At 68.3% G+C, this 14669-nt stretch carries 15 protein-coding genes; 7 read left to right on the top strand and 8 right to left on the bottom strand.

Annotated features, from left to right (window positions below):
- Positions 1-41 precede the first annotated feature (41 nt).
- Complete coding sequence (locus tag R5O87_RS14675; protein ID WP_410555380.1) at positions 42-377, top strand: hypothetical protein; 336 nt, start codon at positions 42-44, stop codon at positions 375-377.
- 7 nt (positions 378-384) lie between these two features.
- On the opposite strand, the gene R5O87_RS14670 is transcribed toward R5O87_RS14675, so the two are convergent.
- Positions 385-1602 carry a PucR family transcriptional regulator gene (locus R5O87_RS14670; RefSeq protein ID WP_410555379.1) on the bottom strand — a complete coding sequence of 406 codons (1218 nt, stop codon included), beginning with the start codon at positions 1600-1602 and terminating at the stop codon, positions 385-387.
- A gap of 233 nt (positions 1603-1835) precedes the next feature.
- Between R5O87_RS14670 and ald the strand changes: the two genes are divergently transcribed.
- Positions 1836-2954 carry an alanine dehydrogenase gene (ald, locus tag R5O87_RS14665; RefSeq protein WP_410555378.1) on the top strand — a complete coding sequence of 373 codons (1119 nt, stop codon included), beginning with the start codon at positions 1836-1838 and terminating at the stop codon, positions 2952-2954.
- Between the two features lie 74 nt (positions 2955-3028).
- Here ald and R5O87_RS14660 read toward each other — a convergent pair whose 3' ends face one another.
- Positions 3029-4081 (bottom strand): Gfo/Idh/MocA family protein, encoded by a 1053-nt coding sequence (locus R5O87_RS14660; RefSeq protein ID WP_410555377.1) that lies wholly within the window; start codon positions 4079-4081, stop codon positions 3029-3031.
- The gene (locus R5O87_RS14655; RefSeq protein ID WP_410555376.1) at positions 4078-4749 is read right to left on the bottom strand and encodes a TetR/AcrR family transcriptional regulator; all 672 of its coding nucleotides are present in this window, start codon (positions 4747-4749) and stop codon (positions 4078-4080) included. Before R5O87_RS14655 ends, R5O87_RS14660 begins: the two co-directional genes overlap by 4 nt.
- Positions 4750-4872: 123 nt before the next feature.
- Between R5O87_RS14655 and R5O87_RS14650 the strand changes: the two genes are divergently transcribed.
- Positions 4873-5439: an NAD(P)H-dependent oxidoreductase gene (locus R5O87_RS14650; protein WP_387102659.1), complete on the top strand. Its 567-nt coding sequence runs from the start codon at positions 4873-4875 to the stop codon at positions 5437-5439.
- Positions 5440-5666: 227 nt separating this feature from the next.
- A complete protein-coding gene (locus R5O87_RS14645) occupies positions 5667-6623 on the top strand; it encodes a GerMN domain-containing protein (protein ID WP_410555375.1) in 957 nt (318 codons plus the stop codon).
- A 69-nt stretch (positions 6624-6692) separates the two neighbouring features.
- On the opposite strand, the gene R5O87_RS14640 is transcribed toward R5O87_RS14645, so the two are convergent.
- Positions 6693-7595, bottom strand: a complete 903-nt coding sequence (locus R5O87_RS14640) for an isocitrate lyase/PEP mutase family protein (RefSeq protein WP_410555374.1) — start codon at positions 7593-7595, stop codon at positions 6693-6695.
- Between the two features lie 124 nt (positions 7596-7719).
- On the opposite strand from R5O87_RS14640, the gene R5O87_RS14635 reads away from it, so the two are divergent.
- From R5O87_RS14635 to R5O87_RS14625, 3 genes are all read left to right on the top strand, one after another.
- The gene (locus tag R5O87_RS14635) at positions 7720-9015 is read left to right on the top strand and encodes an aminotransferase-like domain-containing protein (RefSeq protein WP_410555373.1); all 1296 of its coding nucleotides are present in this window, start codon (positions 7720-7722) and stop codon (positions 9013-9015) included.
- Positions 9016-9087: 72 nt separating this feature from the next.
- Positions 9088-9519 carry a universal stress protein gene (locus R5O87_RS14630; RefSeq protein ID WP_410555372.1) on the top strand — a complete coding sequence of 144 codons (432 nt, stop codon included), beginning with the start codon at positions 9088-9090 and terminating at the stop codon, positions 9517-9519.
- Between the two features lie 147 nt (positions 9520-9666).
- Positions 9667-10008, top strand: coding sequence for a hypothetical protein (locus tag R5O87_RS14625; RefSeq protein ID WP_410555371.1), 342 nt, complete (start codon positions 9667-9669; stop codon positions 10006-10008).
- A gap of 39 nt (positions 10009-10047) precedes the next feature.
- Here R5O87_RS14625 and R5O87_RS14620 read toward each other — a convergent pair whose 3' ends face one another.
- The 4 genes from R5O87_RS14620 to pdhA all read right to left on the bottom strand — a co-directional run bounded on the left by R5O87_RS14620 (position 10048) and on the right by pdhA (position 14565).
- Positions 10048-10677, bottom strand: coding sequence for a phosphatase PAP2 family protein (locus R5O87_RS14620; protein WP_410555370.1), 630 nt, complete (start codon positions 10675-10677; stop codon positions 10048-10050).
- A gap of 82 nt (positions 10678-10759) precedes the next feature.
- Positions 10760-12253: a dihydrolipoamide acetyltransferase family protein gene (locus tag R5O87_RS14615; protein ID WP_410555369.1), complete on the bottom strand. Its 1494-nt coding sequence runs from the start codon at positions 12251-12253 to the stop codon at positions 10760-10762.
- An 87-nt stretch (positions 12254-12340) separates the two neighbouring features.
- A complete protein-coding gene (locus R5O87_RS14610; RefSeq protein WP_410555368.1) occupies positions 12341-13321 on the bottom strand; it encodes an alpha-ketoacid dehydrogenase subunit beta in 981 nt (326 codons plus the stop codon).
- A complete protein-coding gene (gene pdhA / locus R5O87_RS14605; RefSeq protein WP_410555367.1) occupies positions 13321-14565 on the bottom strand; it encodes a pyruvate dehydrogenase (acetyl-transferring) E1 component subunit alpha in 1245 nt (414 codons plus the stop codon). The genes R5O87_RS14610 and pdhA overlap by 1 nt, the downstream gene beginning before the upstream one ends.
- Positions 14566-14669 lie beyond the last annotated feature (104 nt).

Raw genomic sequence — 14669 nt, 5'->3', positions numbered from 1 at the left:
AACCAGGGCCTCCGGCCGGCGCGCAGGGTTACTCTTTATTCGTGGTGAGATTCAGGGGGTTGCACATCGTGGCGGGCATCGTCGCAATGTGTGTGGCCGCTGCCCTGGGAAGCATCATGGGCCTGAACAATACGGCGGTTTTTACCTCCAGCTGCGTGGTCTTCGTGGCCGTATCCCTGTGGGTCCAGAGCCGCGTGGCCAAGCTCCGCGCCCCCCTCCAGGGGCTCCCGCAGCACCTTCCCGAGGGCGTTCCGCTGGAACGGACGGCGGAGCCGGCTGCCGGGCTTCCTGCTGAACCGGCGGCCGCGCGGGTGCCTGAACGAGCCGCCGAGCGTGCGGCCGAGGAGCTGCCCAGCGGCGAAGGCACCGCCGCCTAGGCGGCTGCTAGATTCTTGGCCTTGAGGCCCAGCGCCGCGCCTTCAGGGCAGCGTGCAGCTCCAGCCGCACCATCCCCTTGAGCGGATCGACGCCCAGCAGCTGCCGGATGCGTCCCAGCCGGTTGTAGATACTGCTGCGGTGCAGGTGCAGTTTTTCGGCGACGTCCTGGACGGACCCGTCATTGTCGTACAGGAGTTCCAGCACAGGCAGCAGCTCCCCGTTCCGGTCATGGTCCTCAAGGGCCCGGAAATTCACCGAACTGGCATCGCTCCAGACCCCCGCCCCGCCGCCGGCCGATGCCAGGAGCTGGTAGACGCCCGTGGCGCGGCAGTCCACCAGCTCGCCGAGCCGCGGATCCACGGCGGCCGCCAGGGCCGCAACCTTGGACTGCCGGTACGCCTCGGCCAGGTCTTTGATGCGGCCGAAACCTTCACTGGTTCCCAGGATGATCCGCTCCACGGACCTGCCCGAACGCTTGGCGAGCTCCAGCTGGTAGTGCACCAGAACCTGGGCCTGGCTGGCGCGCCCCGTGGACTCCCGGAAGAGAACCACCGAATGGGTCTCAGCACCCGCGCTGAACAGGACAGCGTCCACGCCGATGGTGGCCTGCAGTGCCGCGGCGCGGTGGATGAGTGTCGAGGCGATGGGATCCGGACCGGCCATCCAGCCATCCGCATCGAGGACCGTCACCAGCTGCCAGGGCCCGCGGTCCTGCACTTCCTTCCACCCCGCCACGGCAGCAACGGCGTTGGCTTCCCCGGCACAGGCGGCGAGGAATTCGCGTTCGCGGCTGCGCCGGAACTCGGACTCGGCGGTGTTGGAGTCCAGCAGCAGCCCGGAGAGGACATCCAGATCGTCCCGGACGCCGGGCAATTCGGCGAGGATCGCCGTCGCACTTTGATCCTCAACGTCCAGCTGCACCCACAGGTAACCCACCCGGAACCCGCGGACCAGCAGCGGGACACAGACGCGCCCCAGCATCCCCAGTTCCTCGTTGGCGGGCACCACAACGGGCCGCACCGCGGTGGCGATGCCGTGCGAGAGCTGCCAGTTCTTGACGTCCAGCGGTACCCGCTTGCTCAGCAGGAAGTTCACCCGCACCCGGTCCGCATGGGACTGGTTGGAGCTGTAGGCAAGCAAAAGGCCATCGAGGTCCTCCAGGGAAAGCCCGCGGCCCAGTTTGAGGGCCACCCGTTCCACGAGTTGTTCCACGTCCTGCTGCATGCTGACAGACTACGTCCCCCGGCGGGTCTTCCGCGAACGGACATCAGGCGACACCTGACGCTCCGGCGGTCGACATTAGTCGAGCTGCCGCGTTGAAAAACCCCGGAAACACGCGGTTTTGCTCCGGCGGAGGCAGCCGGTTCCTGTAGTGCGCCTCACAGCCGGATCTATTCTGGAATCACAACTTCCCCCACACATTCCGGCCTTGCAGCCATCGAATCTGGAGCCCAAAAATGATCATCGGTGTCCCCAAAGAGATCAAGAACAACGAATTCCGCGTCGCCATCACGGCCGCCGGCGTTCACGAATTCCGCACCCACGGCCACACGGTCCTGGTGGAGCGCGGCGCGGGCCTGGGTTCCGGCATCACCGACGAGGAATACGCCATCGCGGGCGCCGAGATCGTCGCCGACGCGGACGAGGTCTGGTCCCGCGCGGACATGGTGATGAAGGTCAAGGAACCCATCAAGGCCGAGTACCACCGCTTCCGCAAGGGCCTGATCCTCTTCACGTACCTGCACCTGGCCGCCGAGCCCGAACTGACCCGGGAGCTCATCAACTCCGGCGTCACCGCCATTGCCTACGAGACCGTGCAGGAAGGCCGCACCCTGCCCCTGCTCGCCCCCATGTCCGAGGTGGCCGGCCGGCTGTCCGTCCAGGTCGGTGCCACGTCCCTGATGGCGCCCGCCGGCGGCAAGGGCGTGCTCCTCGGCGGCGTCCCGGGCGTCCGCCCCGCGAAGGTCGTGGTCCTCGGCGCCGGCGTCGCGGGCACCAACGCCGCCGCCATGGCCCTGGGCCTCGGCGCCGACGTCACCATCCTGGACATCAACATCAACCGGCTGCGCGAACTCGACGCCCAGTACCAGGGCCGGCTCAAGACCGTGGCGTCCAACAAGTACGAGATCGAAAAGTCCGTGGTGGACGCCGACCTCGTGATCGGCTCCGTCCTGATCCCCGGCGCCAAGGCCCCCAAGCTGGTGACCAACGAGCTCGTGGCCCGGATGAAGCCCGGTTCGGTGCTCGTGGACATCGCCGTGGACCAGGGCGGCTGCTTCGAGGACACCCACCCCACCACGCACCAGGAACCCACGTACAAGGTCCACAACACGATCTTCTACTGCGTGGCCAACATGCCCGGCGCCGTTCCGAACACCTCCACCTACGCGCTGACCAACGTCACGCTCCGCTACGGCGTTGCCCTGGCGAACCTCGGCGTCAAGGCAGCCTTCGAGAAGGACCCGGCCCTCGCCGCCGGCCTGAACATCGCCGCCGGCCACGTGGCGCACCACTCCGTCTCCGAGGCACACGACCTCCCCCTCGTGGCGGACTGGCACGAGCTGGTCTCCGCGTAAGTTTCATCGTCGATTGCTCCGTAACCGCCCTTCTGGACCCCCAAAACGGCAGTTACGGAGCAGTCGATTGGTGTTTAAAGCGCCCGCGCCTGCTCGATCAGTTTGAGGACCTCGACGGGGCCGGCCGGGTCTACCGGGACGGGAAGGGCCGAGGCGGTGCCGCCGTCGGAAATCTTGGCCGCGAGGATCCGGTAGAACTCCGGGTAGTTCCCGCGCTCGGTGGGCAGCCGGTCAAGGTGCCCGTCGCGGCCCAGCTGCCCGGCCCATTCGGGGGCCTCCACACCGTACTCGGCATCCAGCGGGCTCCCGCCGGCCACGATGTAGGGCTCCTGCGGGTCCACGCCGTGCTTGGTGTAGGCGCCACCGGAGCCTAGGACCCGGTAGCGCGGGCCCTGCTGGGCGCAGAGCATGTTCATCCAGTGGTGGCTGAGCATTCCGCTCTCGTGCCGCAGCACCACGAAGCAGTCGTCATCCGTCTTTTCGCCCGGCCGGCGGGCCAGAAGCTCGGCATGAACCACTTCGCCCGGGCCGAAGAGCTGCAGCGCCTGGTCCAGGAGGTGGGTGCCGAGGTCGAACAGGACGCCGCCGCCATCGGCCGCCGTCGCCTCCGCCTTCCAGGCCTTGGAAACTTCGGGCGACCACCGTTCAAAGCGTGACTCGAACCGCGTCACCTCACCCAGCACCCCGCCGTCGAGCAGTGCCTTGACTGTGAGGTAGTCCCCGTCCCAGCGCCGGTTCTGGAAAACTGTCAGGACCCGCCCCAGCCGCTCTGCGAGCGCGATCAGCTCCTGCCCCTGCGCACTCGTCACGGCGAACGGCTTGTCGACGACGACGTCGAGCCCGGCCTCCAGCGCGGCCTTCGCCAGCGGATAGTGTGTGGCCGGCGGAGTCCCCAGCACCACAAGGTCAAGGTCACTGGCCAGCGCAAGGACGGCGTCGCCGTCGGGCACTGTTTTCACGCCGGGGTATTGCCCAACGGCGGCCGCCTGCCGGGCGGGGTCGGAGGTGGCGATCACGTCCAGCGAGTAGCTGGGATCCGCCGCGATGAGCGGCGCATGGAAAACCCGGCCGGACAGGCCGAAGCCCACCACGGCGGTACGGATGGGAGTGGAGGAATCGGTGCTCATGGTGCCACGCTACCCCCGGCGCCGCCGCCCGCCACACCTCCGACGACGCGGGTGACCAGCTCGCGCCACGATTCCTCCAGCCGCTCCGGCGAAACGTGCTGCACGCGGACGGCATGCAGCAGCCGTTCGGGGTCGAGGGTTGCGCTGAGGGACATGGCCATCAGCCACGGGTCCGCGTCGAAGCCCGCCGAACGCAGCAGGTGCTCAATGTGCCGGTGCCACAGCACGGCCGCGGGGGCCTCGAACCTGTTGTGCAGGGATGCCTGGGCGGCCCTGGCGAGCTCACCGTATTCCAGGACGTAACGGATGCGTTCGGCACCGAAGGCGATCAGCCGTTCCCTCGACGGCGCACCGGGCCCAAGCGGCGGCGGCCCGAACATGAAGCGGCCCTGGAAGTCGGCCTCGGCGTCGCTGAGCAGGGTCATCATGAGCCCGGCGCGGCTGCCGAACCGGCGGAACACGGTCCCCTTGCCGACGCCCGCGCGCTCCGCCAGCTTGTCCATGGTCACGCCGTCGGCTCCGCATTCCTCCACGAGCTGCCGGGCAGCGCACAGGAGCAGCTCACGGTTCCGGGCGGCATCGCTGCGTTCCGCACCGGGGCCGGCAGGGGGCCCGGACGGTGACCCCGGGCCGGGCGATGACCCGGAGCGGATTGGGATGAGGCTCACACCAAGCATTCTAGACCCGGGAATAATATCCGGACCGTAGTCCGTTTAGTCTGGATGAAGGCAGCACACGCCTCAACAACCACTCGCCGCGGAGCATTCCGCGGCAAGACCCAAGGAGTTCACATGTCCAAGAGCACCGTACTCGCCCTGGTGGGAAGCCTGCGCGCCGACTCCCACAACCGCAAGCTTGCCGAAGCCATCCAGCTGAACGCCCCCGAAGGCGTCGAGATCGTGATCCACGAGAGCCTGGGCAACATCCCGTTCTACAACGAGGACATCGACGTCGAAGGCCAGGTCCCCGCGGCCGCGACCGCCCTCCGCGAGGCAGCCGGCCAGGCTGACGCCCTGCTGCTGGTCACCCCGGAGCACAACGGCACCATGCCCGCCTCGCTGAAGAACGCCATCGACTGGCTGTCCCGCCCGTTCGGCGCCGGCGCCCTCGCCGGGAAGCCCACCGCCGTCGTCGGCACCGCCTTTGGCCAGTTCGGCGGCGTCTGGGCCCAGGACGAGGCCCGTAAGGCAGTCGGCATCGCCGGCGCCCGCGTCCTGGAGGACGCCAAGCTCGCCGTCCCCGGCTCCATGGTCCGATTCGCCGAAACCCACCCGAAGGACGACGCCGAGGTCGTTGAGCAGATCAAGGAGCTCTTCGTCGCACTGTCCGCCGTCGAGCCCGCCGGCGCAGCCGCCTAAGCGTTCCTCCCCCTTCGCTCGCCCCCGGCCCTCCAGCGGCCGGGGGCGTGCGCTGTTTCCGGGCTCTGCGCGCCTGGCTCTGCGCACTGGCCTCCGGCCAGGCCCGGCCGCAACCAATCCGTGACTGAGCTGCGGCCAAACTGACACCCGGGCACCGTTCCACGGCCCGCCGGCCCGCCGTAACGTTGATGTACGGGACGTGCCGGGGCAGGGAGAGCGGTGCAGTCATGAAGTCGAGCTGGGGAGCCAGACCGCTGACGACGGCGGTCGCCGCGTTCTGCCTGACGCTCCCCTTGTGGCTCGCCTCCTGCGCTCCCATCCAAAATGCGTACGACGCCGGGCCCGCCCCCGCGGCGGCACCGGAACCCCGCCCGGCGCCTCCCGTGAGCCCGCCCGAGGAAGCCGGCGCGCCCACCGCCTCCGGATCCGACGGATCCGGGCCGGGCTTCTCCACCCAGGGTGGCGCAGGCACCGGCACCCCCGGCACGGGAACAGCAGGCGGGCTCTCCGGGCCCGCTCCTGCCACCGGTCCGGCGCTTCCGTCCGCAGGCGCCAACCCCGCCGGCACCTCCGCCGGCACCTCCGCCGCCGGCGGCCTCGGCACCGGCGTCGCGGGTCCGGACACCCAGGCACAGCTGCCGGGCGGAACCGTCCAGCAGCCCGCGCCAGCCTCGGGAGCCGCGGCCGGCCCGGCTTCAGCCGCCCCAACGCCGGGCTCCACTTCCCCTGGCGGGCCGGGCGCAGGCACAGGCACAGGCACAGGCGGAGCCTCCGGCGCCGCCAGCGCCGGCACTGCGGTTTACTATGTGGCGATCGACGACGGCGGCAGGTCCGGCGTGCGCTTCGGCTGCAACGACAGCCTGGTGGCCGTGCACAATACCGACTCGACCATTACTGAGCCGCTGCATGCCGCCATGAGCAGGCTGCTGTCAGGTCCGGGCGCACCGCCTGCGAGCGGTCTCTACAACGCGCTGTCCGCTTCTTCACTGCAGTACGTGTCCGGTTACCTGGACGGCACCACCGTGGTGGTGAACCTGACCGGGGCGGTCCAGCCCGGCGGCGTCTGCGATCTTCCGCGGATCGAAGCGCAGCTCACCCACACGGCCGTCACGGCCGTGGGTGCCGTCCGGGCGGAAATCTACGTCAGCGGGGTGCCGCTGGCCGACGTTCTAGGCCTCCACTAGCGCTGATCAATACCGGGCGCCGGTTCCCTTGGGCCGACCTCCGGAGAGCCCGTCTCCGGAGAACCTGCCTCACCGGAACAAGGCGTCCATCTCAGCGTGGCTCGGCGAACCCGCAAGTTCCGACCAGTTCCCGTCACCCAGGATTTCGGCGGCCACGCGGGACACCGTTGCGTACGCCGCCTTCGCCGCATTGCCGCCGATGCTGACCCGCCGCACACCGGCGTCGTGCAGTTCGCCCACCGACGCCGATCCGACGCCCGCCAGCGCGTTCAGCGGCGCCGCTATCCGCCTGCTCAGCTCATGCAGGATGTGGAGATCCGTCACGCCTGGCACGAAAATTCCGTCAGCCCCCGCCGCGAGATAGCCCTCGGCCCGTGCCAGTGTCTCCTCGAAGGCGGCGTCCCCGAACTGCCCGGAAAGGTACGTGTCCGTCCGGGCATTGATGAAGAGGTGCACCCCGGCCTCTGCCGCGATACTGCGGACCAGACCGATCCTGCGGGCCTGCTCCTCCACGGCCGTGAGAGTCGCACCGCCCGAGTCCTCGATGTTCACGCCCACGGCGCCGGCCGCCAGCACTGCCGTGACGGTCTCCCGGAGCAGGCCGTCGTCGAAAGTGCCGTCCGCGCCCGCATACCCGGCCTCAATATCCGCCGTGACCGGAATGCTGGTGGCGGCGGTGATCCTGCGGAGCGCGTCAAAGGCCAGGCCGGGCGGCACGTGGCTGCCGTCCGGAAAGCCGAGGCTCCACGAGATGGCCGAACTCGAGGTGGCAATCGCCCGCGCCCCGGCCTTCTCCACCAGCCGGGCCGACGCGGCATCCCACACGTTCACGAGCACCAGCGGAACAGGACCGCCCGCGTGCATCTGGCGAAAGGCGTCCGCCTGCGCATCTTGGGAGTCCGCAGGTCGGGACGGTGCGGGCTGGGACTCCGCCGACTGGGACGGTGCGGGCGTAGGCTCGAGTGACGTCATGGCTCCATTCCATGCCTTGCCCTGCCGAAGGTAAAGGCGTCCGCGGTCACCAGTTGATAATCGCCCGCAGAATTTAGTCAACAGCTGTTGCCTAATCAGCAACCAATGGCTGTACTCTGGGATTGTGACCCACGAAACACTCGACGCCGCAGCAGCCGTCCTCCCCGCCGAAGCCATCGATGCCATCGAGCGGGCCGCGACCTCGGCCCACCGCCACGACGAGCTCTACTCCGAGCGCGCCGCGAACATCAAGCAGTCGGCGGTCCGGGACGTTTTCGACATCTCCATGCGGCCGGGGCTGGTCTCGCTGGCCGGCGGCAGCCCCTACCTGCAGTCGCTGCCCATGGAAAAACTCGCCCAGACGGCTGCGCGGATCATCGCCGAGGACGGCCTCACCGCGCTCCAGTACGGCGGGGGCCAGGGCACCGAGGAACTGCGGACGCAGATCTGCGAAGTCATGGCCGCCGAAGGCATCCTGGACGCCCGGCCGGAGAACGTGGTGATCACCGCCGGCTCGCAGTCCGCCCAGGATGTGGCCACCAAGGTGTTCTGCGACCCCGGCGACGTGGTCCTCGTGGAGGAACCGACTTACGTGGGTGCACTCAACACGTTCGAGGCCTACCAGGTCCAGGTGGAGGCTGTTCCCATGGACGACCACGGGCTGGTGCCTGACCTTCTCGAGGCCAGGATCGCGGCGCTCCAGACTGCCGGGAAAAACGTCAAGTTCCTCTACACCATCCCGAACTTCAACAACCCGTCGGGCATCACCCTGGCGCAGGACCGGCGGCAGCAGATCGTGGACATCTGCCGCCGCGCCAACATCCTGGTACTGGAGGACAACCCGTACGGCCTGCTGCGGTTCGACGGGGAACCGCTGGCGCCGCTGCGTGCCGGCAACCCGGACGACGTCATCTACATGGGCTCGTTCTCAAAGATCTTCGCCCCGGGCCTGCGGATTGGCTGGGCCCTGGTTCCCGCCCACCTGCAGCGACGCTACTACCTCGCCTCCGAGGCGGTGACGCTCTGCCCGCCCACGCTGAACCAGATGCTCGTCTCGGCCTATCTTCGGGACTACGACTGGAAGGGCCAGATCGAGACGTACCGCGGGCTGTATGCCGAGCGCTGCCACGCGATGCTGGCGGCACTGGAGAAGCACATGCCCGAGGGACTCAGCTGGACCCGGCCGCAGGGCGGATTCTTCGTCTGGGTGACGCTGCCGGAGGGCGTGGACACGTATCCCCTGCTGCACAAGGCGATTGATGCCGGCGTCGTCTTCATTCCCGGCGCGGCCTTCACCCACTCGGACGCCCCGTCGAACAGACTCCGCCTGGCGTTCAGCGCCGTTCCGCCGGAGGCCATCGCCGAGGGCGTGCGGCGCCTGGCGCCGGTACTGCAGGAAGCCATAGACTCGCTGGACTGAGCTGCGGCCGCGAACGGAACAGGCCACGAACGAAACGTCAGGTTAGTCGCGACATTCAAAGGAGATCAGGCCATGGCCGGAACGATTGTTGTTGGTGTGGACGGAAGCGGTACCGCCCGCAAGGCAGCGGAGGTGGCACGGGATTTGGCTGCCGCGCTCGGCGCCAGGCTCCACGTCGTGTCCGCGTTCGATACCGACCGGACCGAAGTCTTCGGCAGCGGCAGCGACCGGTGGATCGTGTCGTCCGCCGACGACGCTGAAAAGGTGGCCCGGGACGTGGCCTCTGCCCTGGCGGGCGGCGACTTCCAGATCACCTATTCCTCCGCGCGCGGCAAGCCGGCCGAAGCCCTGGTCAGGGAGGCGGAGCGCCTGGACGCGAGCATGATCGTGGTGGGAAACCGCCGCATGCAGGGCCTCGGGCGTGTGCTGGGCAGTGTGGCGAACAGCGTGGCCCACAGTGCTTCCTGCGACGTCTACATCGCGAATACGTACGGCGCCGACTGACCGCAGTTGGCCTGACTTGACGCGGATCACCCGGGCTGGTGGGCAGTCTCACCCCGTTTTCCGGCAATCCCGCATGCCCTGAAAGATAAAATTGGAGTTGCCCCCGATGGTGCGGACAAACCCAAATCTACCTTTCAGGGGAACACTGTGCTTACTCTCCAGCGTCGCCACCTCGTCGGCCACGACATCCTTCTTGCCCGTCACGGCAACCACATCAGCGCCATGCGCGTGGACCGCTCCGCCGGCCGCGTGATCGCCCTCCTCGACGACGGCTCCGTGGACAGCGCCCCGAACCTGATCTCCCCCGACCTCCAGCTGCCGGACACGCTGAAGAGCGTTATCCGCGAAGACTGGAAGTTCCTCACGCTCGTGAGCTCCGGCATCGCCGCCGTCTGCGGTGTCATGCTGGCCGCCGCCGTGAGCATGGCAGGCATGTCCGGCGATCCGGCCATGGCCCAGCTGCTGGCCAACTCCTACGCCGCCTACTAGGCCAGCCTTCGGCGCCAGCCCTGTTACCTGACTCCGCCGTCAGCCGATCCGGGCCAGCACCTCGCGCAGCAGCCACCACAGGCCGGCGGTGACCCCGCCCCCCACCAGGGCGCCCGCAACAACCTGCGCCACAGTATGGGCGCGCAGCACCACCCTTGACCAGCCGACTGCGGGAATCAGCAGCAGCAGCGGAAGCCACTGGACACCCAGGATCAGCACCGAGATGACGGTCGTCAGTGCGATGGCCCCGGCGTGGCCACTGATCTTCCAGAACAGGCTGATGGCGGCCAGCACCACCACGCCGCCTACTATCGCGAGCACCACCACAATGACGCTGTACGGTGCCCTGATGGCCAGGAGCACTCCCAGCCCCGCGAGCAGCGACACCACCGTCATCGCAAGCACCGGCGCGCGCTGCTTGCGGTCGCTGACGTGGTGGTCTGTCACCTTGCCCAGCCGGACCAGAAGGACGACGGCGGCCAGCGGCAGCACGCACACAAACAGCACCGCCACGGCACCGAACCAGACGGTGCCCGGAAAGCCGGGTTCCATCGCCGGGCTGAGAAGCAGCAGCAGCGCCACGGTGATGGGCGGCTGAAGGGCCTCGGTAATGACCCGGGCCACGCGGTTCTTCACGCGGATGCTGGCGATCCCGCGATCCTCACCCATGGGAACCCCGTCCCTGCCTGTCCGGTCCATCCCCCCTTTCCCCGGAGGGTACCCCTCCGGGGCCCGTCAGTCGAGCAGCAGGTCAGTCGAGCAGCAGGGCGGGCTCTTCGAGGATGGCAGCGACGTCGGCCATGAAGCGGGCGGAAAGGTCGCCGTCCACGACGCGGTGGTCGAAGGATCCGCCGAGCGTGGTGATCCAGCGCGGAATGACCTCGCCGTCCAGGACCCACGGCTTTTGCTTGATGGTGCCGAACGCCACGATGGCCACTTCACCCGGGTTGATGATGGGCGTTCCGGTGTCGATGCCGAGGGCGCCGATGTTGGTGACGGTCAGCGTGCCGCCCTGCATCTGCGCCGGCTGGGTCTTGCCGGCCCGTGCGGTGGTGGCGAGCTCGTTGAGGGCCAGCGCCAGTTCCTTGAGGGACAGGTCCTGGGCGTTCTTGATGTTCGGAACCATCAGCCCGCGCGGTGTGGCCGCTGCGATGCCCAGGTTCATGAAGTGCTTGATGTGGATTTCGGCGGAGTCGCTGCCATCCGGGTTGTCCACCCAGGTGGCGTTGACGCTCGGGTTCCGCGCCGCGGCCCAGATGACGGCCTTCGCCAGGATCAGCAGCGGGGAGACCTTGATGCCCTCAAAGTCACGCGAAGCCTTGAGCCGCTTGACGAACTCCATGGTGCGGCTGGCATCCACGTCCACGAAGATGCTCACGTGCGGCGCAGAGAACGCCGACTCCACCATGGCCTTCGCGGTGGCCTTCCGGACGCCCTTGACCGGGATGCGCTCGACCCGCTGCTCCTGCGGACGGCCGGACGTGCCCCAGAAGGTGTCCGCCTTGTCCAGTTCGGCATCGCGCTGCGCCTGGTAGCTGACCAGGTCCTCCCGCGTCACCTCGCCGCGCGCGCCGGTGGCCACGACGTCGGCCAGGTCGATGCCCAGGTCGCGGGCGATCTTGCGCACCGGCGGCTTGGCCAGGACCCTGTTCATGAGCCCGGAAATGGCGCCGCCAATGGTCGGCTTGTCGGACTCGAGTGCAGGAGTCCACTCGGGCCGCCTCGCCGGGACAGGTCCGGCCACCGGCTCTGCGCCGGCAGGAACGTCCAGGAGAACGTCCTCCGCGGAGTGGGGCTGGACAGGCTCGACCTCCGGTGCACCGTGGACCGCATCTGCCGGTATCGCCGGCCGCGTCAGGCGCGGGCGCCGCTTCACGGCGTCGGCCTTCGGACCCGAACCCACCAGCGGACCGGCGGCAAGGCCGCCGGCGGCGGAGCCGGTGTCTGTCGCGAGCCTTCCGTACATCGGCGCGGGCGCGTCGGCAGGTGTGGGGTCGCCGTGCATGCTGTCAGAGACGCTGATGATGGCCGTCCCGACGTCGACCGTCGCCCCTTCCGGGACCAGTAGCTCGGTGACGGTACCGGCGAACGGCGACGGGAGCTCCACGAGGGACTTGGCCGTCTCGATCTCGCACAGGACGTCGTTGATGGCCACCTCGTCCCCGGGCTTGACCTTCCACGAAACGATCTCTGCCTCGGTCAGGCCCTCACCGACGTCGGGGAGGTTGAACTTGTTAAGCGTCATGGGATCCTCGGGTTCGAAAGCTCGGGCGCTCCGGGAGGTGCGGAGGCGGTGGGCGAAAGAGTCGGCTGGCACTGCTGCGCCACGGCGTCAGTACGCGAAGGTGCGGTCCAGCGCCTCAAGGATGCGGTCGATGTCCGGCAGGTAGTCCTCTTCGATCTTGGCCACGGGGTACGGCATGTGGAAGCCCCCGACCCGGATGACCGGCGCCTCCAGCGACAGGAAGGCGCGTTCGCTGATCCGGGCGGCGATTTCGCCGCCGATGCCGCCGAAGGTGGGTGCCTCGTGCGCCACGACCAGCCGGCCCGTTTTCTTGACGGAGGCCTCGATGGCATCGAAATCGATCGGCGAAATGGAGCGCAGGTCGATCACTTCGATGCTGCGGCCGTCCTCGGCCGCGGCGTTGGCGGCGGCGAGGGCCACGGGGACGAGCGGGCCGTAGACCACCACCGTGGCGTCGGTTCCCTCCCGGACCACGTGGGCCTTGAACGGGTCTTCAGCGGCGCCCGCCGATTCGGTGTCCACCTCGCCCTTGAGCCAGTAGCGCCGCTTCGGTTCGAAGACGATCACCGGGTCCTGGCAGTTCACGGCCTGCTGGATCATCCAGTAGGCGTCATGGGGGTTGGACGGGGTGATGATGCGCAGGCCGGGGGTGTGCGCGAACAGCGCCTCCGGCGATTCCGAGTGGTGCTCGATGGAGCCGATGCCGCCACCGTAGGGGATGCGGATGACCACGGGCACGGTGAGGTTGCCGTTGCTGCGCGAGTGGATTTTGGCCAGCTGGGTGGTGATCTGGTTGAAGCCGGGGAAGACGAAGCCGTCGAACTGGATTTCGGCAACGGGCAGGTAGCCTCGCAGCGCCAGACCGATCGCCGTGCCGATGATGCCGGATTCTGCCAGCGGGGTGTCCACCACGCGGTCGGCGCCGAATTCGCCGATCAGGCCGTCGGTGACGCGGTAGACGCCGCCGAGCGGGCCGATGTCCTCTCCCATGAGGAGGGACTTGGGGTTGTTGCTGAGCGTGGCGCGCAGGCCTTCGTTGATGGCCTTGGCAATGGTCATGGTGGTCATCAGCGGCCTGCCCCTTCTCCCTCGTCCTCGCCGGCAAAGCCCGCGCTGTACTCTTCGAACCACTCCAGTTCCTCGGCCACGAGCGGATGCGCCTCGACGTAGGTGTTGGCGAAGGCGGTCCTGATGTCCGGGGCGTCCGACGCGTAGGTGGACTTGCGGATGTAGGCGGCGAGTTCGTCGCCCTCGGCGGCAACCTTGGCGAAGAACGCGTCGTCGGCCATGCCCTCCGCGCGCAGGTACTTCTCCAGCCGGTCCAGCGGGTCCTTTTCGCGCCACAGAGCCTCTTCCGAGGACTCGCGGTACTTCGTGGGATCATCGGCCGTGGTGTGGGCACCAACACGGTAGGTGAAGGCCTCAATCAGGACCGGGCCGTTGCCCTGGCGTGCGTGCTCCAGCGCCCATTCGGTGACGGCGTGGACAGCGATGACGTCGTTGCCGTCCACGCGGATGCCCGGGAAGCCGTAGCCCTTGGCGCGGTTGGACAGCGGAATGCGGGTCTGCACGGCGGTGGGCACGGAGATGGCCCAGTGGTTGTTCTGGCAGAAGAAGACCACCGGGGCGTTGTACGAGGAGGCGAAGACCATGGACTCGTGGACGTCACCCTCGGAGCTGGCACCGTCGCCGAAGTAGACCATGACGGCGGCCTTCGGCTCGGCCGAACCTTCCACGCCCTGGGCGCCTTCAAGCCGCTGCGCTTCGGCGAGCTTCTGGTCGCGCTGGATGCCCATGGCATATCCGACGGCGTGCGGCGTCTGCGCAGCCAGCACCAGCGTGTACAGGTGGAAGTTGGTGTCCTTGGGGTTCCAGCCGCCGTTGGAGACGCCGCGGAACTGCTTCAGCAGTTCGGCCAGGTCCACGTTGCGGGTCAGGGCAACGCCGTGCTCGCGGTAGGTGGGGAAGATGTAGTCCTGCGGCTGGCTGGCCCGCCCGGATCCGATCTGGGCGGCTTCCTGGCCGGTCAGCGGAACCCACAGCGCCAGCTGGCCCTGCCGCTGCAGGGCCGTGGCTTCCTGGTCAAAGCGGCGGATGGAAGCCATGTCCGCGTAAAAACCCCGGAGCTTTTCGGCGTCTAGACGCGCGGCGTACTCGGAGAACACGGAGTCCGTTCCGAGCGTGCCATCGGGGCCCAGAAGCTGGACCATCTCGGTCGGAGGCACGCCCAGGGCAGCCTCGGCCTGCGCCTCGAGCTGGTCGTCCAGTTCCGTTCCATCGAACTCGGTGGAGGGCAGATGTGTTGCGCCCATACCGTCTCCTTGCCTGCCGCATCCGGATGCGTTGCAATGTCGCTGGGATATATGCCTCGTCGGGAATGCATTCCCGCCGAGGCATATATATTTGGCTTACTGTT

Source organism: Arthrobacter globiformis (assembly GCF_046536215.2).
Classification (GTDB): Bacteria; Actinomycetota; Actinomycetes; order Actinomycetales; family Micrococcaceae; genus Arthrobacter; species Arthrobacter globiformis_E.
This window is presented reverse-complemented; position numbering and strand designations above follow the sequence as displayed.